We start from the raw sequence: 25,100 nt of genomic DNA, 5'->3' as shown, positions 1-25,100 counted from the left end.
ACCTGGTTTGTAAGAAATGTTTATTGCTGGCTATGGGTTGAACACAACAGTGCCGTCGGTTTTAAAGCGCGGATACACCTGATTGGTACCCAACGGAATAAAATGCATCATATCTATATCGTTGGTGCTGTTGCTGCCCGCTGCTACTGATACACGCACTTTGTGGCGCCCGGTAACTTTTACATCCACAATGCCCACCATTCTGCCTACAGAAAAACCTGCCGCGGGTACCATATAACATTTCCAGCCCAGGGCTTCCTGTTCTGCATCTTTAGCGGCATCTACCGTAGCGTTTTTCTGATGAAACTGCACCAGCGCACTGGTAAGCGGTATAGAATCAAAACTCACTTGTGCTGAGATGTTTTTATCGCCACCGGAAGCTTCCTGGCGGTAGCAGAACCACAGCTTGTATTTACCTTTTACCAGTAAAGGCGTGGTAAACTCCACCCACGATCCGCTACTGCTAACCCCTAAAGGCACCTGCAGATAATCGCCCAGGAAGCCGGATTTGCCGCTCTGGTAGGTAAGGTTGCCTTTTTCCCACTTAATATCAGCAATGGTATTACCGCTGCCATATTCAAATACATAGTTGGTTTTGCGGTAAATAGCTGCCAGACGCGTAAGTTCAGGAAACTGACATACATCCCAGTATACCGGAAAGGGGCTGCGGCGTTTTATTGGCAGGTGGCCCTTAGCGCTGTGTAACACGCCATTGGTGGCAGATACATCGCTGGTAGCCTGCTCCAGCAACACACCGGGTTCATGTACACCATTAAACTCATCATCGTTAATTACTACCTGCTGGTTAATCACCTTATTGGTAATTACTTCCAGCGGGGCCAGTGTGGCGTGCGAGCCGGCCATTACAATATCTGCCAGGTATTTAAGATCGGGCAGAATATGATATGCTACATATAAATGCAGGCTGTCATCTGCATTTTCAGGATGGCCGGTATTGCAATAACGTGCCTTTAAAGCGGCATAGGAACCAAAGCCGGAATCGCTTAAAGCCTGGTTGGTTTCTGCAATCAGCGTAAACCACTTACCTGCATCGCCTGTAACAGCGGCATCCAGCGTATCGTAATAACCCGTTTCGTGTAAAGCCTGCACAAATACACTGTAACTGGCATCCTGTTCCAGCAGTTTTGCCAGAGAATATCTGGCAGGGGTTAACACGGCATCAATTACCTGAATAATACCATTGCCTGCCACAATGTTGGGCTGGATAATTACACCCTGCCTGTTTACAATGTAGGAAGAACTGCCCTCTCTGGTGGTAACACCGGTAATTAAAAACTGACCAAACATAGTGGCAGCCGGCAGCTTACCATCTGTAAAATTGCTGGTATTCACCGTTTCTTCCAGCAGGTGCAGTTTCAGCAGGTCTTTTAACTCCTCTGTACTCAGCTGCTCAATAGAGCCCTTTCCAATCTGCTTTACGTAATTGGCAATGGCCGTATTGGTAGGGGCAAATAAGGTATAAGTGCCGTAAGCATTTAAAAAATCGTTATAGCCCACCTTATTAATAATTGCTACCAGGCTGGAAAACTGATCGCTGTTCTGCTGCAGGTAAGACAATATGTTTACATCGGTAGTAGTGGTTTCTACCAGTTCTGTTTTTTTACAGCTCTGAAAAGCTACAGTCACCAGTAAGGCAAAGGCTGTTGCCGCGCAGGTAATATGTTTTTTCATAACAAGCAATATTTATTGTTATTTATAAAATGGGTTCTGTACCAGGTTTTTATTGGTTTGCAATTCGTATTGGAAAATGGGGAAATAATGGCTGTTGTAATCTCTTATTTTAGCCCTGGCAGAGTTCATCATATTCAGCGGCACTGTGGTGGCCACCAGATCGAGCAGTACATCCAGATGGGCGTAGTTATCGCGTTTAGCAAAACGTAACAGATTATACCAGCGCTTACCTTCATACATCTGCTCCCGTGCCTGCTCTTCCAGCACAAAGCGTGCAACACCATCAAAGTCGGTTGTGGAAGGTGCGTTATCTGTTGCGGTTAATGCATTGGCCCGCTGGCGTACAGTATATATCAGGTCCAGCGCTTCTGTAGCCGCTTCCGTTGTGTGCAGTTGCGCCAGTGCCTCTGCCTTCATCAGTAACACATCTGCATAACGGTACACAAACCAATGCGCATAAGATTCGTCTGAAGAGCGTAAGTCTTCTGCATTCTTGCCTACATACTTCCATATGGTATTATCCGCAGCACGTACTGCAGCGCCATCTGCCCTTACATCGCGTGTTAAAGCAGAACTATTGTCGGTTGTATATACCTGATCCATTACCACGGTAGCAGCTACAAACCTTTTGGTAGTGGCAAACATGGCGTGAAAGCTGTTCATTTTCTGTCTGCTGAACTGAAATTCAAACAGGCTTTCATTGGAATTGCCGGTGTAATAAAGCGTGTTAAACCACGCAGCATTGCCGGCTATTAAACCAAACTTACGGGATGTGATAATTTTATTACAGGCGGCAATAGCATCGGTGTACCGCTCCATCCATAAATACACATCGGCCTGTATGGCATTGATGGTATAACGGGTTATACGTCCTTTATCAGATGCCTGTGAACCATACGTAAGGGCTGCCTTTGCTTCTGCATCCTGCAGGTCTGCTACTATCTGCTGCAGTACCTGTTGCTGTGTACTTTTAGCCAGCGCCACCAGCTCATCATCGCTGGTAGTAGGTTCCAGCTTCAACGGCACCTCGCCAAAACTTCTTACCAGATAAAAGTACAGCAGTGCACGTAAAGCCTTCGCCTCTGCCAGATAGCTATTGAGCATATCCTGCGTAAACGTTTTATCCAGCTCCATTACCGCAGGCCCTTTTTTAAGCAGAATATTACAGTAGTTAATAGAGCGGTATACAGGCCGCCAGTCTGTAATAATGTTAGAGGGTGAAGTGTTCATGTTCATTACCTCAAACTCTTCAGACCGGGTGTTTACCGCACTGGCAAGCATATCTGCCCTCAGTTCGCCCCACAGAAACAATATCTCAGCCAGTTGCTTATCCTTATTGGCCGGATCGCCCAGCAGCGAGGCATAACACCCGATAGTTGCTGCGTGTACATCTTCTTTGGTTTTCCAGTAGTCTTCATCTATAATACCGTTAGAGGGCTTCAGATCAAACCACTTTTTGCAGGAGGTGGCCGAAAGCAGCAGCACCACCAGCAGGGTTAAAACATAATATCTTTTATTCTGCAATACCATAATATCTTTCATTAGTGTTCTTAAAAAGAAGCAGTAAGGCCCAGCGTTATAGTTTTTACCGGAGGCGTCATAGAATTATCCGTAGCTACCCTGAAAGGATCACTACCCCGTAAACTCACTTCCGGGTCCTGACCGGTGTATTTAGTCCACGTAAGCAGGTTTTCTACCGTCATATAACCACTCAGGTTTCTGATATGCATTTTGTCCGTTATCTTTTTAGGTAAGGTATACCGTAAGGTTACCGTTCTGAAACGCAGAAAAGAACCATTCTCTACATACCGGTCGCTACCCAGCCAGTTATAACCTGTAGCCAGCAAAGCACGCGGTACATCTGTAATATCTCCCTCTTTACGCCAGCGGCGTAATACGGCGGTACTCTGATTATCGTACACATACATGGCCGTACTGTTCATTTCAGTAGCATTGATGATGTTGTATTTAAACCGGTAGTTGAAATAAGTAGAAAGGCGGAAATCGCCATACGATACATTTACACCAAAACCTCCGGTAAACATGGGGTTACTGTTGCCCAGATACACAATATCCCGGTAATCAATAGTACCATCGCGGTTAATATCCTCATACATAGCATCGCCAGGCTGAAAAGTATAATCCGTAGCCGGGTAGTTAAAACGCATATATACCGGCTGCCCACCAGGCGTAGTAATAGCGCCGCCCTTATCGTTACGTGCAATGGTAGCTTCCAGATCTTTATATACCCCCTTATACCGGAACCCGTAGAAAGAACCAAACGGATTATTCACCTGCATATAGGTTTTATACTGGCCGTTAACAGTAATCACCCCTTTTTCAATAGGATAGTATTCTGATATTTCACGTATCATGTTTTCGTTACGTGCTATATTGAAATTGAACTCCACCATCCACTTCTTATTTTTATACGGCACAGTATTCAGCTGCACCTCCCAACCCTGGTTGTCCATGGTACCCACGTTCATATCCACACTCTTGTATCCGTTAATACCTGCCGTTTGCAAATCTCTGAAAAAGAGGTTGCGGGTTCTGTTGCGGTAAAACTCCAGATCTAATACTACCCTGTTTTTAAACATGCCCAGGTTTACGCCCAGGTTAATACCCGTAACCGTTTCCCATTTCAGTTGTTTTAAACGCATATTGTCTGAGTAAATGCCAGACTCATCCAGATACGTCCACCCGAAATTGCTGTAGGTGTTATAGAAAGAATAGTCGTTCTTAGGTGCATTACCACTCTGGCCAAAACTGGCCCTCAGGCTTAATTCATCCAGCTTTTTAGAAAAGCGTTGCATAAATGGCTCGCCCGAAACACGCCAGCGGGCACTCATAGAAGGGAATAATCCATATCTGTTTTCTGAAGCCAGGCGCGAGTTGGCATCGCCCCGAAGGCCCATATTAATCATATACCTGTCTTTATATCCATACTGTGCATTAATTAATGCAGCAGCGGTACGGGTTTGGCTGGAACCGGCGCTAAGCCCCGAACCAGCGCCGCCGGTACGGGAGGGCACAGCAGGATCCTGCAGGCCGGAAGAAGGCGTATTAGAGGTTTGTGCCTGATAGGTAACGCTCTTGTTGTCGTACGTCATTACGTTTACCAGACTCACCAGCGAATGATCGTCGTTTTTAAATTTGGGGGTGTATACCAGTGAGGTTTTGGTTTGTACGTTAAAGCCATCGTTATCGCCATCATATGCCTGGTTTACCAGGGTTTCTGTCCACGGGCGGCCGGTAGCTATCTGGGGAAGGAACTTTTTATTCTTGGTGCTGCTGATATCAAACTGCACATCCATAGTAGCCAGCCATACACCGGGCTTAATGGTATACTGCACATTAAACTTAGGTATTACCCTTTGGGTAACAATGCGGTTTTCGGCTGCATTAGCCATGGCTACCGGATTGTACGTAGTGGGGTATTGACCCTGAATATTACTTACAGGCGAAAAGTAATTGGGGGTAAGGTTGCCGTATTCATCATACTCATAAATGCTCATGTTAGGCATTTTGGTATAAGCTACCGCCCTTATGTTATCCTGCCCATCTCTGGTGTTTACAAAGTTGCGGCTGTTATTGGTATGCGCAAAAGAAAGGTCTGTACGGAAACGGATACGGTCGCTCACGTTGTAATCCAGGTTAATACGGGTGCTGATACGGTTCATATCCGTGCCTTTGGTAACCCCCATTTGCGAAAAGTAACCCAGTGAGGCATAATACTTAGCCCTTTCACCACCACCGGTCATAGATATATTATGATCATGTATAGTACCCAGCCTTGTTATGCCTTTAATCCAGTCTGTGTTATTGCTGTAGTTTTTATACCAGTAAGGATCATTAGGATCGTACTTAAACTCATTCACATCCTGCGGGTTCATAGGCACACCGTTGCGGTTCATATACGCCTCCTGCACCAGTGTAGCATACTGGTAGCCGTTGAGCATAGGAATAGCCTGCGGACGGGCAGAAAGCGAGCCTTTAAAAGTATAACTGAGTACCGGCTTACCTTTCATACCTCTTTTGGTATTAATTACCAGTACACCGTTGGCCGCCCGCGAACCCCATACGGCGGTAGCAGCCGCATCTTTAAGAATAGTAATGTCTTTAATATCCGAAGGTGCAATGTTCAGCAGTGCAGCATAGCCCTGATCGTCAGCAGTACCAAAGTTAAAATCAGTAGGTATCTGCGTTTCGTATGGCATACCATCTACCACAATCAGCGGATCGTTAGAAGAGTTGATAGAAGAGGTACCCCGAATACGTATTTGCATGCCGGCCCCCGGATCGCCGGAGTTGGCCGCAATATCCACACCCGCAATACGGCCCTGCAGTGCCTGGTCTATAGAAGCCGCCTGCATCTCTTCCATTTCTTTTGCGTTAATTTTGGCAGCAGCTACCGTCAGGTTCCGGTCTGCAACAGGCAGCATACCATTATCAATTTTCTTCTGCCCTACCACAATTACCTCATCCATACTTTTAGAACCATCCTGCAGGGTAACATTAAATACGCGGCGGTTGTTAATGGCCATGCCTTCCACATCCTGATAACCGATAATAGAAAAGGCAAGTTTATTTTTAACATTGGATATACGAATGGCAAAGTTGCCTTCCACATCGGTGCTTACGCCCCGCACAATACGCTTTTCTGCATCCACCTCTGTAACAGATACGCCATGCAGGCCGTGGTTGCTTTTATCTGTAACCTTTCCGGTTACGGTAATGCCCTGCTGCGCATTCTGTGCCACGGCAACTGTGCACAGCCCCGCCATAAGCAGGCAGCAGCAGATAATAATATGTAAACGAATATTCATAGTTGCGCAGTTGGTTTAGTTGGCTTTGTAGTTGAGGTAATTATCCAGCAAATGAATTACGCAACGGTTAGAAAGGTTGTTGCTTTTATTTAAAATCACGTTTGCAGCAACACCTTTATTATCCACTACCTGCATACCATTAGCGGTATTATAAACGTTAAATTGTAACGCACTGCCCTCGGCGTTTTTGAGTACACTGTTGAATTTATCAGAAGTTTCACCATCCGGCACCACCGTACGGTTATCCAGAATATGATACTGAATAAAATTCTGCACCAGTTGCTTATCAGCAGCAGAGGAAGGGTTGAATGTGGGCGTTTTACTACCTGCCGCACCGGTACCAGGTAATAACCCCTGATTTACTGCTTTTACAATAGCGGCATTATTGGGAATAAACACTGTATAAAAGCCACCGGTTAACCCGATGATCTGATTGGTAGCAGCTGTAAACGCCGTTGAACTTTGCAGATACTGCCAGAAATAATTAAACTCCGAGCCACTGGCAGTACCCAATGCTTTAATATGAAAACCGATATTATTTTCACTGAATAAAGGAATATTGCTCAGGTAATATACCCTGCCATTTACAGCAGTTCTGGTACTGTCTATATGCGCTACCTTACCAGCATCCTGCAACCCGGCGCTGATGATGTTGTTGTTATCATACTTCAGATACTCACCCTCAATGCCTGCATCGCCGGATTTTACAATACCGTTACCAGCCGGATTTTCCAGCGCCAAACGGTAAGGATTGGTAAATACACAGGAGCTTACAATGCGGATAAGTTTATCGTACACCCCATTGGTAGTAGTAGAAGAACCTGACTTATAGCTCCACTGATCGCTTACGGCGTTATAGTAATAACCCGCCGCATGAAAAGCAGTATCAGAAATCAATAACAAGGTAACTGGTGTATTGGGCTGTGTAAGCTTCACCTTCTGGCCTGAATAATCCAGCAGGCGTGTCATCATCTGATAAGCAGGGTTCAGATACATTTTTCCGTAAACGGTACGGAATACATTGGCATCCTGCACTTTTGTGGTGCCATACAGCATACCATTACTCAGCAACTTTTTATCGGTAACATCACTATTGGCATCAAAACGCGCTTCTTCGCCTGCACCATTGCGGGTGCTGGCAAACTGAGTAGGCCATACCGCCGTGGAAAACATATGCGCATTTAAAAAGTCTGTAATTATTTGTATGGGTACTTCATCCAGCGATTTATAATATTGGCACAACACTTCTTTCACATACTTGTCAACCGCTTCATTCTTTGGCACAAACATGGTCCAGCAATCCTTCTGCCCATCATTTACCTCTGCCATCAGATGGTTCTCGTTATTGGGCGAGTAAGCCAGCAGATAAGAATACACTTTTACATACACCGGATCGCTGCTGCCCTTTAATATCGCATAGCGTTTGCTGGCATCCAGGCTGTACACAAACTGTACGGTGTTGTTGAGTTTTAACCGGTTTAATATAGCCCGGAAGCTGCTGTACTCTGGCCGTGTTTTGAGATACTCATCAATACTGAGCGAAGGCGTAACCATTTTGTCAATTTCATGTATTACGCCATTCTCAGCAACCACGTTGCTGCTAAGCACTTTTGCCTGGGCTACATTAAAACCGGTGTATTGAGACTGGGGGAAGAAATAATTGTAATCGGTTGCACTTAACTGATGAGCAGAGAAATAATCACTGGTAAAGTAACTGATATACTTGTTGTTATAATCTGTTGGGTTGTAACTGCCCTGTTGGGCAGCTGCAGTAGTGTTGCGGTTGTTAGAGATAGCCACAATAGCTTGCCCGTTGGCATTGGTATCCTGATAAAAACCGGAATAGAAGGCCGTTCTGCGCCGGAAAGCGGTATTGGGTATCCAGCCGGCATTACCGCTGGCTGTTGCCTGGTAATCATCCAGCCGGTCTTTGGTGTAAGAATTATATACCAGCAGGTACTGCACCAGCATACGTGCGGTATCTTCCGCCACATCTTCTGCACTGCTTTTATTCATCTGTTGTAAGTAGGCAGCCACTGCCTCGTCATTGGGGGCAAAAAGCGTCCAGTAACCACCGTTGGAAAGGGTTTCTTTATACCCCGCTTTGTCAATTAAGGCAAGCAGACTCTTAAATCTGCCCATGCTCTGTAATTGTTGATAAACGGGAGGTTCCAGAGAGTCGGGGCGGCCATAATGCTCATCCCATTCTTTCTTACGGCATCCTGCTGTTATGCAAACTGCAGCAGTAATCAGCAATATGCTGGCAATCGTTCTGTTCATAGTTATATCCAGTATATAGGTTGAGATGGTTGACGGCGATATACATACAGGCATGCGTTATCCTGTACCGCAACGGAGGTTGCAGTAACGGATTACAATACGTGTACTGGTTCAGAATACTTTACGGATAAAAAATCAATTCCTGCAACACATAGCGCTGTTGTTTGCGTAAAACATTCATTTCATGGAAATACGTGCGGAAAGAAATGCACCTGGTTATAACAGTTTGTATTCTTTTCATATAGCACTGCAATTAGCTTGTCGTTATAAAATGGCAATCGTTTATGGCTCAGGTTCCGATATAGGCGGGCAGAACCTGATACTACCAAAGATATCGTAGACGAATGAATCAACTGTCCTGATGTGTCCTGTTTCAGGGCATAAAAAAAGGCCCGTTTATAACGGACCTTTTTTTAAATAATCTATTGTATTCTATTTCCGTATTAACGGTAACAGCACATATTTAAAAAAAATAATCAGCAGACACATCAGAAAAATCAGGAGGGAAATCCTGTTCATTCCATGCATCAAACGTGTATTAAAGTTGGCTGGTCTGTCCGTATCCTTCTTCTTAATATATAAATATTCAGCCAGCTGGCGCCATATACCCATAGCTAAAAGCTTTACTAAAAATGAAACAAATTAAACAGAGGCCTTTTTAACAGCAAGCATCTGCTGCTGCGGGTTCTGCTTCAGCAAAAAATAACCACCGAATAATACCAGCGAAAAAAACAGCGTTGCATATACACTGTTGGGGTAAAACGGCAATCCATCTGCGTAAGACTGCATCAACCCATCAAAGGTTCTGGGGCGGTTTAAACCACGGGTACCCTGCGTACCAGCCCATACCAGAAAGTTAGATATCAGAAAAAACACCGTAGGCGCTGCTACAGAAGCCAGTGCAATGCTAACTACACGCACACGCTTTACCAGAAACCCTACCGCTGCCAGTAAACCAAACAGAATATAATTCTGCCACTGCCCTTCATAAAAACCGGGGGTAGCAGATATGCCTGCGTTGTATAATAACTGGTACAACAGATCGCTCAGAAACAGAGAAAATACCGGTAAGGCAAATGCCCATTTTTTATCGTTCCGGAACATAACACCACCAAACAATGCCATGGCATATTGCGGGGCAAAGCCCATAGGGCGGTTAGGTACTATACGATACAGCGCGGCCACTATTACCAGCAACACAAACGCAACTATAACAGATTTTGTGACTTTCATTGCACTACAAGCATTAATAAACAGCAAAATTACAGCAAATTACAATTACCGGGGTACAAAAGCACGATAAGCCAGCACCGGCTCAACTGCCTGTAGCTCATACGCTTCGGCTGCCAGTATGGCTACAGTACCTCCTTTGCCAACGGTAACCATGCCCCTGCCCGATACACGCAGCGTACCTGCCATTACCACAATTATTTCCAGCGAGCTGCTGATATGCCGCAGGGTTTGCCCCGCTGCCAGCTGCAGCTTACTGATGCCAAAATCAGGAACAGGACAGTGGTATAGCCGCTCCCCTTTTCCGGTATCCTCACCCTGCATAACCACCGGGGTAATGCCTTCAAATACCGTATGTTTCAGCAACTCAGGCACATCCACATGCTTGGGGGTTAAACCGCCACGCAGCACGTTATCGCTGTTGGCCATTAACTCCACATTCTGCCCTTCCAGGTAAGCATGCGGTACACCAGCGCCCTGGAAAACGGCGCCTCCGGGCTGCACCTGAACAATATTGAAAAAGTAAATGGAAAACACGCCTCTGTCAATATCGCCTACAAACTCCTGCCCCTCGTACAGTTTGGCTACCCACCATCCCGGCTGGCTTTTGGTAAGCTGACCAGCTTTGTATTTCTGACGCTCAGCCAGCACCAGTGGTAACAGCATAATATTTACCTGCTGTTGCGGTAATTCCATTACATGTTGATAAAGCGCTCTGTAGCCTTCTTTTTCAAACAGCGCCGCCAGCGGTTCAAAAGCCGGAACGCTGTGCAACACCCTTTTTAATACATCTGGCTGTAAAAAACCATGCAACAGCCAGAATTCGCTCAACGCCACCATTACCTCCGGCTTATGGTTTTTATCCTTGTAGTTACGGTTAGGAGCGTTTATAGGAATACCCGCCGCTTCTTCGGCAGCAAAGCCTTTTTCGGCCTCTGCTTTAGAAGGGTGTACCTGTATAGAAAGCATTTCTTTTACATCCAGAATTTTAAACAGATAAGGCAATTCGCCAAACCGTTGCCAGGTTTCCTTTCCTACAGCCACATCCGGTAATTGCTGAATCAGATAATTCAGATCAATAATTTCACCACCATTTTTTAATAAGGAAGGAGCAGATGGGTGAGCACCCATCCAATATTCTGCGCAGGGTAAAGGCGGGTTGTTAGGTACCTGTAACCAATTGGGTATAAATTCAAATCCGCCCCAGGCATAATGCTGAACTTTGCCTTTCAGCTCAAAAATTCTATCTTGTAACATATTGAATACTCTGGGTTTAACCCGCGAAAGATACTACAATGTATGATAATAATATCACCGGCAGCAAAGGCGAAACACTGGCAGCTGGTTGGTTGGAACAAAAAGGCTATACCATACTGGAACGCAACTGGCGGCATAAACGCTGCGAAGTAGACATTATAGCCACCCGCAACAACCGCCTGCATATAGTGGAAATAAAAACCCGCACTTCTACCCTCTTTGGCATGCCGGAAGAAAGCATTAACCGGCAAAAAATGAATTGCCTGAAGCAGGCAGCCCTGGCTTATCAGGCCCGGAACCATGCCTGGGTATTGCTACAGTTTGATGTACTGGCCATTAATCTGCATACAGATAAACCAGACGAATATTTCCTGATCGAAGACATTTTCTTCTGATTTGCCCCGCATCCTCCCGGCTATCCCGTAAAAAGAAATATATTTCCGGCCATAACGGGGAAAGTACACATGTGGCAGGCATATAAAAAAGGATTCAAAGCATATCTTCAGCTGGAACGCTCGCTCAGCGATAACTCTGTAGAAGCCTATATGCATGATATAGAGAAGCTCACCGCTTTTCTGGAAACTGCACAACTGGCCAAACCACCGGCGGAAATTACGCTGAAAGACCTGCAACAGTTTGTAAAATGGATTAGCGAACTGGGCATGACGCCCAACTCGCAGGCACGCATACTGTCTGGTATCCGCAGCTTTTATAAATACTGCTTGCTGGAGAATATAACCACAACAGACCCCACCGCTCTGCTGGAAGCCCCTAAGTTGAAACGCGCCCTGCCTGATATACTGAGCTTTGAAGAAATTGAAAAAATTATAGGCGCGATAGATCTAAGCACTCCGGATGGTACCCGCAACAAAGCTATTCTGGAAATTATGTACAGCTGCGGACTGCGGGTAAGCGAAACTGTAAATCTGAAAATCAGCTGTCTGTATCTGGATATAGGCTTTGTACGTGTAATTGGTAAAGGCGATAAAGAACGCCTGGTGCCAATAGGCCGGGATGCCGTTAAGTATATTAACATTTATAAAGACACGGTACGCACACATCAGCAGGCCCAAAAAGGCAGCGAGGATATTCTTTTCCTGAACCGCTTTGGCAAAAGCCTCTCACGCGTAATGATCTTTTACATTATTAAAGACATGGCGTTAAAAGCAGGCATTACCAAAAACATTTCCCCTCACACCTTCCGCCATTCCTTTGCCACCCATCTGGTAGAAGGCGGGGCCGATTTGCGGGCGGTGCAGGAAATGCTGGGCCATGAGAGTATTACTACTACAGAGATTTATACCCATCTGGACCGTGATTTCCTGCGGAGCACCCTGCAACAATTTCATCCGGCGTACAAGCCTTAATTATTCACCATCTTCCACTACTGCTATTGGCTGCTTATCACCTATTCCGGAAGCTGCTTTTACCAGCTGTACAAATTCAGCGCGGTACTTTTCTTTATCCTCGCCCGTAGCCTTTTGTGCAATACGTATTATATCGTTATAAGATAATTTGCCCTGAAATTCCGAATCACGCAATTTCATACCAAACGCTGCCACAGCCGCGGCAAAACGTAAGCTCTCAGAGGCATTCTCAAAAGAAGCGGCTGTTTCTTTTACTCCCTGCTCCATCAATCTGCTTTCCTTTTCATCCGGCTTTTTATAGCGCAGCTTTACATAAAACACTTCTTCCGCACCACCCGCTTTAGCAGTTGCTTTTCGTTCCGGCACTTTCTGGTAACGCAATTTATCTACACTGTCCAGTTCGGGCGCTTCCACACCCGCTGGTATAATTTCATATAAAGCAGTTACCGTATGGCCGCTGCCCATTTCTCCGGCGTCTTTCTGGTCGTTGTTAAAATCTTCTTTGGCCAGTAAGCGGTTTTCATAGCCAATTAACCGGTACCCTTTTACGCGGTCAGGGTTAAACTCAATCTGTAGTTTTACATCTTTGGCCACGGTAAATAAGGTACCACCAAACTCATTTACCAATACCTTTCTGGCTTCCATAATACCATCAATATAAGCATGGTTGCCATTGCCCTTATCTGCCAGCTGCTGCATTTTAGCATCCTGATAATTCCCCTCTCCAAAGCCCAGCACGGTTAAGAAAACGCCGCTTTCGCGCTTCTCTTCCACTAACCTTACCAGGCCATCCTCACTACTTACCCCTACGTTAAAATCACCATCGGTACAAAGTATTACACGGTTATTGCCTCCTTTAATCAGTTGTTTCTGTGCTACTTTATAAGCCAGCTGAATACCTGCCCCTCCCGCTGTAGAACCACCTGCCTCCAGGCGATCAATTGCCTTTCTTATAGTCAGCTTTTCAGCGCCACTGGTAGCGGGTAGCGACAAGCCCGCACTGCCCGCATAGGTTACAATAGCCACTTTATCCTGCGGACGCAGATTTTCTGTCAACAGGTGTAAGGATGATTTTACCAACGGCAGTTTGTTATCAGCCAGCATACTACCACTCACATCAATCAGAAACACCAGATTGGCAGCAGGCAGGCGATCTGTAGGTATTTCCGTAGCCTTTAAAGCAACCAACGCCAGCTGGTGTTGCGTATTCCATGGGCATGCACTTAATTCTGCTTGAATATGCACCGGATCTTTGCCCTGTGGCTTTTTGTAGGGATAGGAAAAATAATTAATCATTTCCTCAATGCGTACAGCACCGGCAGGAGGCCTGTTGCCGTCTGTTATTATACGCCGCACATTGCTGTAAGAGGCCGCATCCACATCAATAGAAAAAGTAGACAAGGGATGGTCTGTTACTTTCTGAAAACGATTTTCAGCAATATGATTATACCCTTCGCCATCTGTAGAAAGCCGGGAGCGCTCCCCCCATATTGCACCTGGCGCTCCCGGCGAAGGACTTGATTGTTTGTAATAAGTACTATTGGTAACAGCCAGGCCGGCTACCCTGCCCTGCAGCATAGAAGATACATCCTTTTTGCGTGCTGTTGCATAGCCTATTACCACAACTTCATTCAATGCTCCTTTATCCTGATGCAATACTATATTCAGTTCCTTTTTTCCGGTAGCTTTTACTTCCTGCTCCTCAAAACCTATCATGGTTACCACCAGCTTAGCATCTTCAGAAGCAATCTGTATACTAAACCTACCCAGGCTATCAGTAACTACTGCTCTGTTATCCGCATTTACACTGGCACCCTGCACAGGCTTTCCGCTCTCATCTTTTACTTTACCCCTTACTACAACAGCCTGTGAAAAAGCAGCCATTGCTGTTATTATCCACATCAGAAATAACGATACGTGCTTCATAACAACTTATTTTATACAGGATGCAGTAAGTGCAGATGATTACATAAAAACTATAGAATAATTATTTTCTGACTGTATTGTTTCTTTGTCTTTTCATCCTGTATACGCACATAGTACATACCAGGCATCCAGGAGCTTTGTACCGTAATAAATTGCCTTGCATCTCTGGCTGATTTAAAATATTGCACATATACCACGGCTCCGGAGTTGGATACTATCTGAACAGTATAGTTATCTGCCTCTTTACTCTGTAGTATAAACTGCTGGCTTCTGCGAACAGGGTTGGGAGTAACAGAAAAACGATCTGGCTTGCCCATCATCTTTCTTCCCAGATAATCTGCGGTATCCTTAATACAATTAATAAGTATATCTCCTAAAACAGTATTCTTTACAATAGCTACTGCACCTCGCGTTGTTGTAAGCTTTCCTTTAATTCCGGAAGCAGTAACTACCACAGGTTTTAATTCGGCTGCTTCCTGCACCAATACATAATTCCATACAGCCTGTAGCTGCACAGGTATTTCCTTACGGATGCTGGTATACCCCAAACAGCTAACGGTAAGTACCGCGCTCGTTTGATTCGTTTCAGCACGCAGCGAAAATTTCCCTTCCATATCTGCCGTTACAGATTCTGAAGGCGATTCCAGATGAATAATAGCATAGGGTATTGGCTTTCCTGCTGTATCTGTTACTGTACCGGTAATATGCATAGCGGTTAATGCACGCTGCGGCGGCACTGCCACTTCTCCTTTTTTTACCAATACTTCCGGCCTGGGATAAGCCACTTTGCCCTGAAGTGATTCATTTTGTTGTGCTTTTAAACGCTGTATACCTAATAATAACGGCATCAGCAGGGCCATCCACCACTTGCTTTTGGGTGGCACAGGCATAGGTTGTATGGTTCGGTGTAACTGCGATTCCTGAAAACGTCCGCAAATACCCGCAGAGGTGGCAGACAAATAATCCAGAATCTGCTGATCGGTCATAATACTGAAATCAATTACAGTTTTGGCGCAGGCATTACAAAAACGCCCCTGTTCTACCGGTGTCATCTGTTGCCAGTTTTCATGGCAGGGCTCGGGTATTTGTAGCTGAATGGACTGTTTCATAAGCAATATTTGTAACCAGATGCTTTAAAAAGCAGGATTACATAAAAAACCTGTTAAAAAAAACCGCCTGATTTACGTCTGTTCCTTGCTGGTACGCGATATTTTTTTAATTTGGCAGAACACATGAGTTCCGTAATGCACGTAGAGAATACAGCGCCCCGAAGCGATGAGAATTTACTCGCCGCTTTTCGCCGCAATGGCGACCAGCAGGTGCTGGCTACACTTTACCTCCGCTATACCGATCTGGTTTACGGTACCTGCTTTAAATACCTTAAAGACGCAGAAGCCAGCAAAGATGCTGTAATGAATATTTACCAGGAATTACTGGTAAAGCTGCCAAAACACGAGGTAGATAATTTTAAAAGCTGGTTATATGTGGTTACTAAAAACCACTGCCTCATGCACTTACGCAAAGAAAAGAAAGCCGTTACTGTTTCGCTGGACATAAACGTTATGCAATCGGAAGATTTTTCGCATCTGGATAGTGTGCTGGATAAAGAACAGGATTTTAAGAAGCTGGAATTGTGCATGGAAACACTGCCCGATGCCCAACGGCAGGCGGTGCAATTATTTTACCTGCAAAACAAATGTTACAATGAAATAACCGGTATTACCGGTAACGACTGGAATAAAGTGCGCAGCCTGATTCAGAACGGCCGTAGAAACCTCAAAAACTGCATGGAAAGCAATGGGTAATGTAAACTTACATATAAACTATACCCTGGCAGATATACAAAGGTACCTGTCAGGCAAGCTGTCTCCCGGCGAAATGCACGAGATAGAGAAGGCTGCCCTGTTGGATCCGTTTCTGGCAGATGCGCTGGAAGGTTATTCCGAAGCTCCCCTGCCACAGGCAGCACAGCATCTGAACCAGATTGCCGCTTCTTTGCAGCAACCGCAGGACGCTACCAACGCTGTGGTTACTCCCGTACGCAATATAAATGTGCGCTGGCAGTGGTGGAAGGTGGCCGCTATGGTAATTATTATTGCCGGTGCCGGTTCACTTACCTGGAAGCTGCTGCAATCGCCCGATGGCACCACAGTGCCACAGCACGATCTGGCGCAGAAGCAAACAACACCTGCACCTGCCGCCCCCGATCCGGCCACACAGATAGCACCGCAGGCAGACAGCCTTAAACCGGCTGCTCCGGCAAAAGGCTCCATTGCTGCAACGCATACAGTACCACCAACAAAACAGGCAAACAGCCAAAAGCCAGTACCGGTGCCTGCACCTGTGGCGCCTCCGGCAAAACCAGCACCGGAAGCCACACTGGCACAGGTAACTTCCGAACCGCCCCCCTCACGCATGGAAGCAAAAGCTGCACCTGACCTTTCAGCTGCACTGGCAAAAAAAGAAGCTGCAACTGCCAATGTAGTATCTGCTTTATCGGGCCGGGCAGCAGGTGTAAGCGTGTCCGGAACCAAAAGGAGAAAAAATGCAGCCGCTTTCCGCACAGATAGCATACAGGCAACAGATCAGGTAGTAGTAACAGGCTACGGAATCAATAAAACACAGGCAGATAAAGCAACTGCCCTGGCTTTAAACGAAACTTATAAAGCAGGCGCAAGAACAGTAGCTGCCAATCTGCTACGCGGTACTATTACAGATGACTCCGGCAACCCCGTTACAGGTGCCTCCGTTAAGGTAATGAACGGCAATGCTGTTTCTATAACAGATGATAAAGGCAGATTCGCGCTCCGTACACTGGATACAATGGCTAAAGTAGAAATTACTTCTATCGGATTTGAAACCAGACAGGCCGCAGTTAGCATCAGTAAAAACAATACCATTCTGCTGGATACAGAAGAGGAATCTCTCTCAGACATGGTAGTTACAGAATTGCGTTCCCGCAAAAAGGCACCCGTGCCAGCAGAAGCCTCCGCAGATAGCGTATACCCTTCCGGTGGCTGGCAATCCTTCCAGGAATATGCTTACCGCAAAATTCATCAGGAAATGGATACTACCGGAAGCAACCAAAAAATTACCGGTACTATTGAACTGGAGTTTGTAATTGATGAAGCAGGCAAACCACGTGATTTCAATATCATCCACTCCTCCGATAATTCGCTTAACGGCAAAGCTATTTCTGCGCTCCAGAATGGCCCCGTATGGATTGGCGATAAGAAAAAGAAAACGCGGGTAAAAGTGCGGTTTTAATAACCGCATTTCTGTCCCTATTCTTCCCGCTTCTCCACGGGCTTTTTCTCGGTTTCTGTTTTTACCGGCTCAATCAAACCTTCTTTGTTAATAACAAACGTGCGTATAGTAGCAGTAACCTGTACACTATCTTCAGGCAGCTTTTTATAAAAATCTTCCCGGGTAGAAAAGCTGGAGTCTGACAGCAACTGAAAGCCTGTACGGCTGAAATCTGCCGACAAATCCTCATCGCAATCGGTTTGCACAATGGTATAATCTGTATTTCTCCTGGGGCCTTTATATACCAGCAGAAATTTGTAGGTGCAATTCTTCTTGTCGTTATAATCAAGCAGTGCAATACTACAGTCACCAAAAGCTTTATACACCGTATCTCCCCTAAACGCCACATCTTCCTTACGGTACATACTGTCAATAATGGTAGAACGCTTTATCTGCTCCGGTGTAAGTTCGTCCCCCGCCGCCACACTATCCATAAAATTATGCCGTATAAGGGTAACGCTGGCAATGCCTGCATCGCGGTTTACAGGCCATTCTTTGCGCTTTTTTACGCGCGTGCAGCCCGTTGTACCGGCAAACATGCCACACAGCACCAGCGGGTATATAAATTGTTTTTGTATGCTCATGTTTGCGCAGGATAAACGTTTACCAGTAAATGATATTACAAAAATGCCGCCTCTTTCGCAAGAGGCGGCATTTGCTTTATCATTATTTAGCTATGTACTTAAATTTCCACCATTTTGTGTTTAGGTACCAGCAACTTCATTAACACCCATGCCAGAATGTAAGCGGTAGCACAAAAGGCAAACATGATGGTGTAACCGGTTTCAATATGTCCCTGTGCTTTGTAGTGGTCAAACAAAGCACCGCCTGCTTTGGAAATGATCACACCCCCTAAACCACCAGCCATGCCACCAATGCCTACAATAGAACCAATGGCTTTTTTAGGAAACATATCCGATACGGTAGTAAAAATGTTGGCACTCCATGCCTGGTGTGCTGCGGTACCAATACCTATCAGCAATACAGGTACCCAATAACTGATGTAACCCAGCGGCTGTGCAGCCAGTACAATCAACGGCACCAGTGCAATCAGCAACATAGCGCGTCTGCGCCCATCAAACGCCGGTAAGCCTCTGTTAATAAAGAATACCGGTAACCAGCCACCACTAATACTGCCTATCATAGATAAGCTGTACAGTATAGCCAGCGGCAGTGAAATAGCGTCGCCTACCAATTGGTAATTCGATTTCAGGTAAGCAGGCAGCCAGAACAGGAAAAACCACCAAACACCATCTGTAAGGGCTTTACCCACCACAAACGCCCAGGTTTGGCGGAAGCCCAGCAAAGTGCTCCACTTAATCTTCTGCTCAACAGGCACATCTTCCGAAGGGGCAGCATGCACAGCAGGCACACCTTCTGTAATGTACTCCAGCTCTGCTTTAGAAAGTCTTTTTTGCTTTTCAGGCTTCTCATAAAATACCAACCAGAAAGCCAGCCATACAAAGCCGAAAAGCCCCACTATTACAAACGCCGCTTCCCAACCCCACAGGGCTTCAATACGGGGAATAGCAATAGGTGCAATAATGGCTCCTATGTTAGCGCCAGAGTTAAAGATACCGGTAGCCAGTGAACGTTCTTTCTGCGGAAAGTATTCTGCCGTAGCTTTTATAGCTGCCGGAAAGTTACCCGCCTCGCCTAAAGCCAGTACCATACGCGAAGCCATAAAGCCCAGTACAGAAGCACTCCACACCGTAATACCAAACACTTTTAATATACCTCCTATACCAGTGCCGATATCTACGGAATAAGCATGTACCAGCGCACCCAGCGACCATACAATAATAGCCACTGCATAGCCCCATTTAGTGCCTATTTTATCAATAAACTTGCCTGCAAACAACATGGCAATGGCATAAAACAGCTGAAAAGCTGCCGTAATGTTGGCGTAATCACTGTTGGTCCATCCGTACAGTTCTTCCAGGTGTGGCTGTAAAAGGCTCAGCACCTGCCTGTCCAGATAGTTTACAGTAGTGGCAACAAATAACAGTGCACAGATCGTCCACCGGTAGCTGCCTATTTTAGTTGAAGAAGACATGCGAATCGTTTTGCGGTTTTCTTAAATGGATTGAATAAACGTATATGTTTTAGCAGTAAGCTCTGTTATAGCTTTAGCATAATCAGGCTGCGCCAGTACTTTCTTGTTAATCAGCTTGCTGCCCAGTCCTACTGCATTTACACCCGCTGCAAACCAGCCGCGCAGGTTGGCTTCTTCCAGCTCCACCCCACCTGTAGGCATAAAATACATTTTAGGAAACAAGGTGCGGATGGCCTCTACAAAACCGGTACCCAGTACGTTACCAGGAAACAGTTTTACAAAAGGAATTCCCGCGTTCTCAGCCTGTATAATTTCAGTGGGGGTCATACAACCTGGTACATACAGTAATCCAAATTCTTCCGCCACGGCATGCACTTCCGGCACTAATCCTGGGCTGATGAGAAAGTCAACACCCGCTTCTGCAAAAGCACGGGCATCTGCAGCGTTCTTAATGGTACCAATACCAATTTCCAAACCAGGCAACTCCGCATCACGCAGTTGCTTCATAGCCTTGAAGTTGTCCAGTGCAGCAGCACCGCGGTTGGTATATTCAATAGCACGGATATTGGCAGCATACAAAGCCTTCATCAGTTCCACAGACACGGTTTGGTCTGCTTCAAAATACAAAGGCAGTATACGCTGTTTTAATACGGCCTGTAACGAACTATCTTTTTTGCTCATAACGTTGAATAGTAGATTGTACATCAGCAACACGCTGGCGGGTAGCATCACCCACCTCATGTAGTTTACCAAAAGCTGCTGCTGCTGCGTAGTTAATAATATCCTGCGGCTGGTGCTGGTTGTAAATGCTGTAGATTAAACCACCCATAAAACAGTCGCCGCTGCCCACCTTGTCTACAATTTTATCGGCTGTAAACTCAGGTGATACATATTGCTGCCCGCCGGATTGCAGGGCCGCATAGTAGTAAATACCACCACCCTCTTTATCAAAACGGAAAGTATTGGCTACGGTATGGCTTACCGGAAATGCTTTGGCTATGGCTTCCGATGTTTCTACCGCATGCTGTAAGTATTCGGTTTTATTGTCTGCGGCAATCAGCTTGTCGTTCAATGGCATACCCAGCAGGTTGGCGGCAGCCCATATATTGCCCATAATTACATGGCAATACTTTGTAAGCTCCGGCATTATCTCCACCGGCTTTTTACCATACTGCCACAGTTTGGCGCGGTAGTTAAGATCAACTGAAATAGTAAGACCCAAACGGGTAGCTGCTTCCAGCGCTTCCTTACATACTGCCACCACATCGGTATTCAATGCAGGGCTGATAGCGCTGAAATGAAACCAACCCGCATCTTTCAGTGTTTCGTCCCAGTTAATCATACCGGGCTTCAGCGACCAGAAAGAGGAGTAAGCACGGTCATAAATAACACCTGCGTTTTTCAGGTCTGCACCCTGTGGCAGATAATAGGTTCCAATACGCTCACCGGAAAAATGTACCCGGCTCATATCTACCTTTTTCTCCGTCATCAGATCGCATACTTCCTGTGCCAGGTAGTTCTGCGGCAGTGCAGTACCATACTGCACCGGCACCTGCCAAGCGGCAAGCGCCTGCGCCACATTCAGTTCTGCACCGCCTATAAATACAGGCATGCTGTTGGTTTGTAACCATTGCTGCCCCAATGCGGGGGACATGCGTAATAACAGCTCGCCAAAACAAAATACTTTTTTCATGTTCAATTGGTCCAAAGGGTTATAAGGGCTTAACGCATATCTGCCAGCGGAGCCGGGTCCATATCGCTATAAGTATAGTTTTCGCCAGCCATTCCCCAGATAAAACCATAGGCAGCCGTTCCGCAACCGGAATGGATAGACCATGGCGGGGAAATAATAGCTTCGTTATTGGCTACCAGCAGGTGACGTGTTTCAGTAGGCTGGCCCATAAAATGGAACACACGCTGGTCTGGCTTTACATCAAAATAATAGTAAGCCTCCATACGGCGGGTATGCGTGTGCGATGGCATAGTGTTCCATACACTGCCATCTTCCAGTATAGTAAGCCCCATTACCAGCTGACAGCTCTGAATGCCATCGGCATGAATGTAACGGTAAATGGTTCTTTTATTAGCGGTTGCCTGGCTGCCCATATCGCCGCCCTGCGCCTGCTCTTTGGTATATTTAACTGTAGGATAGTTAGCATGTGCCGGAGCAGATAACAGGTAAAATATAGCGGCATCGTTTGCGTTTGTAGTAGCAAAAGATACTGCTTTGGTTCCTTTACCCAGGTACAGGCAATCCAGCTTGTTCAACTCATAAGTTACGCCATCAGCAACAACTTTGCCTGCGCCACCTACGTTAATAATACCCAGCTCTCTGCGCTCTAAAAAATAGTCTGCTTTCAGCTCAGCATGTGTTTCCAGTTTCAGCACCTGGTTTACCGGTTTGGCTCCGCCAATAATTACGCGGTCATAATGCGAATACACCAGGTTCAGTTTATCATCCTGCATCAGATTTTCCACAAGAAAATTGGTACGCAGCTCCTGTGTGTTCATCTGGCTGGTTTCTTTAGGACTCTGCTGAAATCTTACTTCCATCTTTATTAATTCAAAAGTCAAAAATCTAAATTCAAAAGTGAAAAGTGAAAAATCAAAAGTCAAAACCCAATCTCTCTTTTTTGATTTTTGACTTTTGATTTTTTACTTCCTTATCTCCCCATCCAACCGCCGTCAACGGTAAGTATGGTGCCTTGTACGTATGCGCCGGCATCTGATGCCAGGAATACAGCAGGCCCTTTAAAATCTTCTGCCTCACCCCAGCGTGCTGCCGGAATTCTGTCCAGGATAGATTTTGAGCGTACAGGATCGTTACGTAAAGCTTCTGTATTGTCGGTAGCAATATAACCCGGTGCAATACCATTTACATTAATGCCTTTACCTGCCCACTCATTGGCCAGTGCTTTAACCAGGCTGCTTAACGCGCCTTTGCTGGCTGCATAACCAGGTACGTTTATACCGCCCTGGAAACTGAGTAACGAACAGGTGAAAATAATTTTACCACTGCCGCGTTGCAGCATGTGTTTGCCAATTTCTCTGGCCAGAATAAAGGGTGCATCCAGGTTAAGCGACAACACGCTATCCCACCACTCATCAGGATGTTCAGCTGCAGGCTTACGCATAATAGTGCCTGCATTGTTTACCAGTATATCAATATTCGTATTCTCTGCCAGTAACTTTTCAATAAACGCATACAGCTTTTCACGGTCGCCCAGATTTGCCTGATATGCTTTGAATTTGCGCCCCAGCGCAGTTACTTCTTTTTCCACATCACTACCTTCCAGCGCTATCGACCCGGATACTACAATAATATCCGCACCTGCTTCTGCCAGGCCTATTGCCATTCCTTTTCCTATGCCTTTGTTACCACCGGTTACCAGTGCCGTTTTTCCTGTAAGATCGAATAGTGTGTTGCTCATTGTTGAATATTTGAAGAAAGGCCAATGACTAAAAGCACCGGCCTTTCTTCATTGACTTTAAAATATGTATTTTCTGCTCAGAGAATTACAAAGGTTCTCACTCACAATATCATTGAATAACTGCGTATTGGCATCATTCAGTTTGGTAGCTACCAGCGAACGTATAGAGAACGAACGCAGCGCATCTACTACTGATAAAGTACCTTCCGCACTGTCTTTACGGCCGGTGAACGGAAACACATCCGGTCCACGCTGACACTGACAGTTGATATTCACACGGCTTACCTGGTTCATCAGCGGATCAATGAGGGAAGCTACTTCATTTTTATCATAACTGAAAATGCTCACCTGCTGACCGTGTGTAGAGTCAATCAGATACTGAATAGGCGTTTCCAGATCGTCGTAAGGCACCACAGGAATTACCGGACCAAACTGCTCTTCGCGGTATACTTTCATCTGATCGTTTACCGGATACAATACTGCCGGAAATACCAGCGACTCCACCGTAACACCACCATTTTCATTTACCACTTTGGCACCATGCGCCACCGCATCGTCAATAATATCTTTCAGATACGCAGGCTTACCCGGCTCCGGTAACGGAGTTAAGGCTACACCCGGCTCCCATGGCATACCAATTTTCAGTTTGTTCACTTCCTCGCTCAGCTGTTTGCTGAAGGCGTGGGCAATAGAGCGGTGAACGAAAATGATTTTTAATGCAGTACAACGCTGACCGTTGAACGACAATGAACCCAGCACCGTTTCCTGCACCGCCTGTTTCAGATCGGCTTTAGGCGTAATGATGGCAGCGTTCTTGGCATCCAGCCCCAGTATTGCACGCAGGCGGTTTACTTTAGGGTGCAGCTTTTTAAGCTCGTTGGCTACCCGGCTGCTACCGATAAGCGTAAGTACATCAATTTTACCGCTCTGCATTAAACCTGGTACAATAGTGTTACCACGACCGTAGATGGTATTTACCACGCCTTTGGGAAAACATTCCTGAAATGCCTGTAACAAAGGATAGTGTAATAAAGTACCGTGTTTTGGAGGCTTAAATAACAGGGTATTACCCATGATGATAGCGGGGATCAACGTGGTAAAGGTTTCGTTCAACGGATAGTTGAACGGTCCCATACACAGCACCACACCCAGTGGTGAACGGCGTACCTGCGCCACAATGCCCTGCTCGCCCTCAAAACGGGAAGCCTCACGGTCAATACCTTTCAGCGCATCAATAGTAGCATTGATATACTCAACGGTTCTGTCAAATTCCTTTACAGAATCCGCGTAAGACTTACCAATTTCCCACATAATCAGCTTTACCACTATATCCTTTTGCTCCAGCATTTTAGCGGTAAACTTCGCCACACAGGCAATACGCTGTGCCACGTTCATAGTGGGCCATTCGCCACGGCCGTTGTCGTAAGCTTTAACGGCTGCATCCAGCGCTTCTGCCGCTTCGGCTTCGGTACAAATGGGGTAAGAGCCAATCAGCTTACGCTGTAAGCCCTCAGGCGTATTTACACAAATAGGTGAATACACCGGATGTACCGTGCCATTCCATTGCTTCATTTCCCCGTTGCTCAGGTACTCGCGCTGGTTAATTTCACCAGGCAAAGCAAACTTCTCCGGAATTGCGTCGGCCGTCACAAATTTCTCATGTAGCAGCTCTTCAAAAGACAGTTTTGTTTCTACCATTTTTAATAAAGGGTTATTTATGAATTCA

At 45.9% G+C, this 25,100-nt stretch carries 21 protein-coding genes; 5 read left to right on the top strand and 16 right to left on the bottom strand.

Translation table 11 applies throughout. The annotated features are described in order from the left end of the window. Positions 1 to 30: 30 nt before the first annotated feature. The 4 genes from IEY13_RS01375 to IEY13_RS01360 are packed head-to-tail and all read right to left on the bottom strand — an operon-like array spanning position 31 to position 8,801. Complete coding sequence (locus tag IEY13_RS01375) at positions 31 to 1,692, bottom strand: fasciclin domain-containing protein (protein WP_188949937.1); 1,662 nt, start codon at positions 1,690 to 1,692, stop codon at positions 31 to 33. A gap of 18 nt (positions 1,693 to 1,710) precedes the next feature. Then, positions 1,711 to 3,234, bottom strand: coding sequence for a RagB/SusD family nutrient uptake outer membrane protein (locus tag IEY13_RS01370; RefSeq protein ID WP_229687669.1), 1,524 nt, complete (start codon positions 3,232 to 3,234; stop codon positions 1,711 to 1,713). 8 nt (positions 3,235 to 3,242) lie between these two features. Then, the gene (locus IEY13_RS01365; protein ID WP_188949935.1) at positions 3,243 to 6,521 is read right to left on the bottom strand and encodes a SusC/RagA family TonB-linked outer membrane protein; all 3,279 of its coding nucleotides are present in this window, start codon (positions 6,519 to 6,521) and stop codon (positions 3,243 to 3,245) included. A gap of 15 nt (positions 6,522 to 6,536) precedes the next feature. Then, entirely contained in the window at positions 6,537 to 8,801 is a 2,265-nt protein-coding gene (locus tag IEY13_RS01360) for a fasciclin domain-containing protein (protein WP_188949933.1), read from the bottom strand. A gap of 184 nt (positions 8,802 to 8,985) precedes the next feature. Here IEY13_RS01360 and IEY13_RS01355 point away from each other — a divergent pair, with 184 nt between their 5' ends. Beyond that, on the top strand, positions 8,986 to 9,141 hold the full coding sequence (locus tag IEY13_RS01355; protein ID WP_188949931.1) for a hypothetical protein: 156 nt from the start codon (positions 8,986 to 8,988) through the stop codon (positions 9,139 to 9,141). A gap of 92 nt (positions 9,142 to 9,233) precedes the next feature. Here the strand turns inward: IEY13_RS01355 and IEY13_RS30340 are convergent, their stop codons facing one another. The 3 genes from IEY13_RS30340 to manA are packed head-to-tail and all read right to left on the bottom strand — an operon-like array spanning position 9,234 to position 11,288. Further along, the gene (locus tag IEY13_RS30340) at positions 9,234 to 9,413 is read right to left on the bottom strand and encodes a DUF6728 family protein (protein WP_308421144.1); all 180 of its coding nucleotides are present in this window, start codon (positions 9,411 to 9,413) and stop codon (positions 9,234 to 9,236) included. Between the two features lie 30 nt (positions 9,414 to 9,443). Beyond that, the gene (locus IEY13_RS01350) at positions 9,444 to 10,034 is read right to left on the bottom strand and encodes a DUF6580 family putative transport protein (protein WP_188949929.1); all 591 of its coding nucleotides are present in this window, start codon (positions 10,032 to 10,034) and stop codon (positions 9,444 to 9,446) included. 45 nt (positions 10,035 to 10,079) lie between these two features. Continuing rightward, positions 10,080 to 11,288, bottom strand: a complete 1,209-nt coding sequence (gene manA, locus IEY13_RS01345) for a mannose-6-phosphate isomerase, class I (protein ID WP_188949927.1) — start codon at positions 11,286 to 11,288, stop codon at positions 10,080 to 10,082. 38 nt (positions 11,289 to 11,326) lie between these two features. Between manA and IEY13_RS01340 the strand changes: the two genes are divergently transcribed. Together IEY13_RS01340 and xerD are read left to right on the top strand one after the other, a co-directional pair. After that, positions 11,327 to 11,683: a YraN family protein gene (locus IEY13_RS01340; protein WP_188949925.1), complete on the top strand. Its 357-nt coding sequence runs from the start codon at positions 11,327 to 11,329 to the stop codon at positions 11,681 to 11,683. Positions 11,684 to 11,752: 69 nt separating this feature from the next. After that, entirely contained in the window at positions 11,753 to 12,655 is a 903-nt protein-coding gene (gene xerD, locus IEY13_RS01335; RefSeq protein ID WP_188949923.1) for a site-specific tyrosine recombinase XerD, read from the top strand. Here the strand turns inward: xerD and IEY13_RS01330 are convergent, their stop codons facing one another. Together IEY13_RS01330 and IEY13_RS01325 are read right to left on the bottom strand one after the other, a co-directional pair. Next, complete coding sequence (locus IEY13_RS01330) at positions 12,656 to 14,581, bottom strand: vWA domain-containing protein (RefSeq protein WP_188949921.1); 1,926 nt, start codon at positions 14,579 to 14,581, stop codon at positions 12,656 to 12,658. A 50-nt stretch (positions 14,582 to 14,631) separates the two neighbouring features. Further along, positions 14,632 to 15,690: a T9SS type A sorting domain-containing protein gene (locus IEY13_RS01325; RefSeq protein ID WP_188949919.1), complete on the bottom strand. Its 1,059-nt coding sequence runs from the start codon at positions 15,688 to 15,690 to the stop codon at positions 14,632 to 14,634. A gap of 123 nt (positions 15,691 to 15,813) precedes the next feature. Between IEY13_RS01325 and IEY13_RS01320 the strand changes: the two genes are divergently transcribed. Both IEY13_RS01320 and IEY13_RS01315 read left to right on the top strand, forming a co-directional pair. Next, on the top strand, positions 15,814 to 16,386 hold the full coding sequence (locus tag IEY13_RS01320) for an RNA polymerase sigma factor (protein WP_188949917.1): 573 nt from the start codon (positions 15,814 to 15,816) through the stop codon (positions 16,384 to 16,386). Beyond that, entirely contained in the window at positions 16,379 to 17,848 is a 1,470-nt protein-coding gene (locus IEY13_RS01315) for a carboxypeptidase-like regulatory domain-containing protein (protein ID WP_188949915.1), read from the top strand. Before IEY13_RS01320 ends, IEY13_RS01315 begins: the two co-directional genes overlap by 8 nt. A gap of 17 nt (positions 17,849 to 17,865) precedes the next feature. On the opposite strand, the gene IEY13_RS01310 is transcribed toward IEY13_RS01315, so the two are convergent. The 7 genes from IEY13_RS01310 to IEY13_RS01280 form a co-directional block, all read right to left on the bottom strand. After that, entirely contained in the window at positions 17,866 to 18,471 is a 606-nt protein-coding gene (locus IEY13_RS01310) for a hypothetical protein (RefSeq protein ID WP_188949913.1), read from the bottom strand. A gap of 98 nt (positions 18,472 to 18,569) precedes the next feature. Beyond that, entirely contained in the window at positions 18,570 to 19,943 is a 1,374-nt protein-coding gene (locus tag IEY13_RS01305; protein ID WP_188949911.1) for an MFS transporter, read from the bottom strand. Positions 19,944 to 19,964: 21 nt separating this feature from the next. Then, complete coding sequence (locus IEY13_RS01300; protein ID WP_188949909.1) at positions 19,965 to 20,624, bottom strand: bifunctional 4-hydroxy-2-oxoglutarate aldolase/2-dehydro-3-deoxy-phosphogluconate aldolase; 660 nt, start codon at positions 20,622 to 20,624, stop codon at positions 19,965 to 19,967. Continuing rightward, positions 20,608 to 21,636, bottom strand: coding sequence for a sugar kinase (locus tag IEY13_RS01295; protein WP_188949907.1), 1,029 nt, complete (start codon positions 21,634 to 21,636; stop codon positions 20,608 to 20,610). Before IEY13_RS01295 ends, IEY13_RS01300 begins: the two co-directional genes overlap by 17 nt. Before the next feature lie 29 nt (positions 21,637 to 21,665). Further along, positions 21,666 to 22,496: a 5-dehydro-4-deoxy-D-glucuronate isomerase gene (kduI, locus tag IEY13_RS01290; protein ID WP_188949905.1), complete on the bottom strand. Its 831-nt coding sequence runs from the start codon at positions 22,494 to 22,496 to the stop codon at positions 21,666 to 21,668. Between the two features lie 110 nt (positions 22,497 to 22,606). Beyond that, on the bottom strand, positions 22,607 to 23,374 hold the full coding sequence (locus IEY13_RS01285) for an SDR family NAD(P)-dependent oxidoreductase (protein ID WP_188949903.1): 768 nt from the start codon (positions 23,372 to 23,374) through the stop codon (positions 22,607 to 22,609). A 57-nt stretch (positions 23,375 to 23,431) separates the two neighbouring features. Further along, positions 23,432 to 25,072, bottom strand: coding sequence for an NADP-dependent glyceraldehyde-3-phosphate dehydrogenase (locus IEY13_RS01280; RefSeq protein ID WP_188949901.1), 1,641 nt, complete (start codon positions 25,070 to 25,072; stop codon positions 23,432 to 23,434). Between the last annotated feature and the right edge of the window lie 28 nt (positions 25,073 to 25,100).

The sequence above is a fragment of the Filimonas zeae genome, assembly GCF_014641615.1.
Lineage (GTDB): Bacteria > Bacteroidota > Bacteroidia > Chitinophagales > Chitinophagaceae > Filimonas > Filimonas zeae.
Note: the sequence above shows the minus strand (reverse complement) of the source record. Positions and strands in the feature narration are given on the sequence as shown.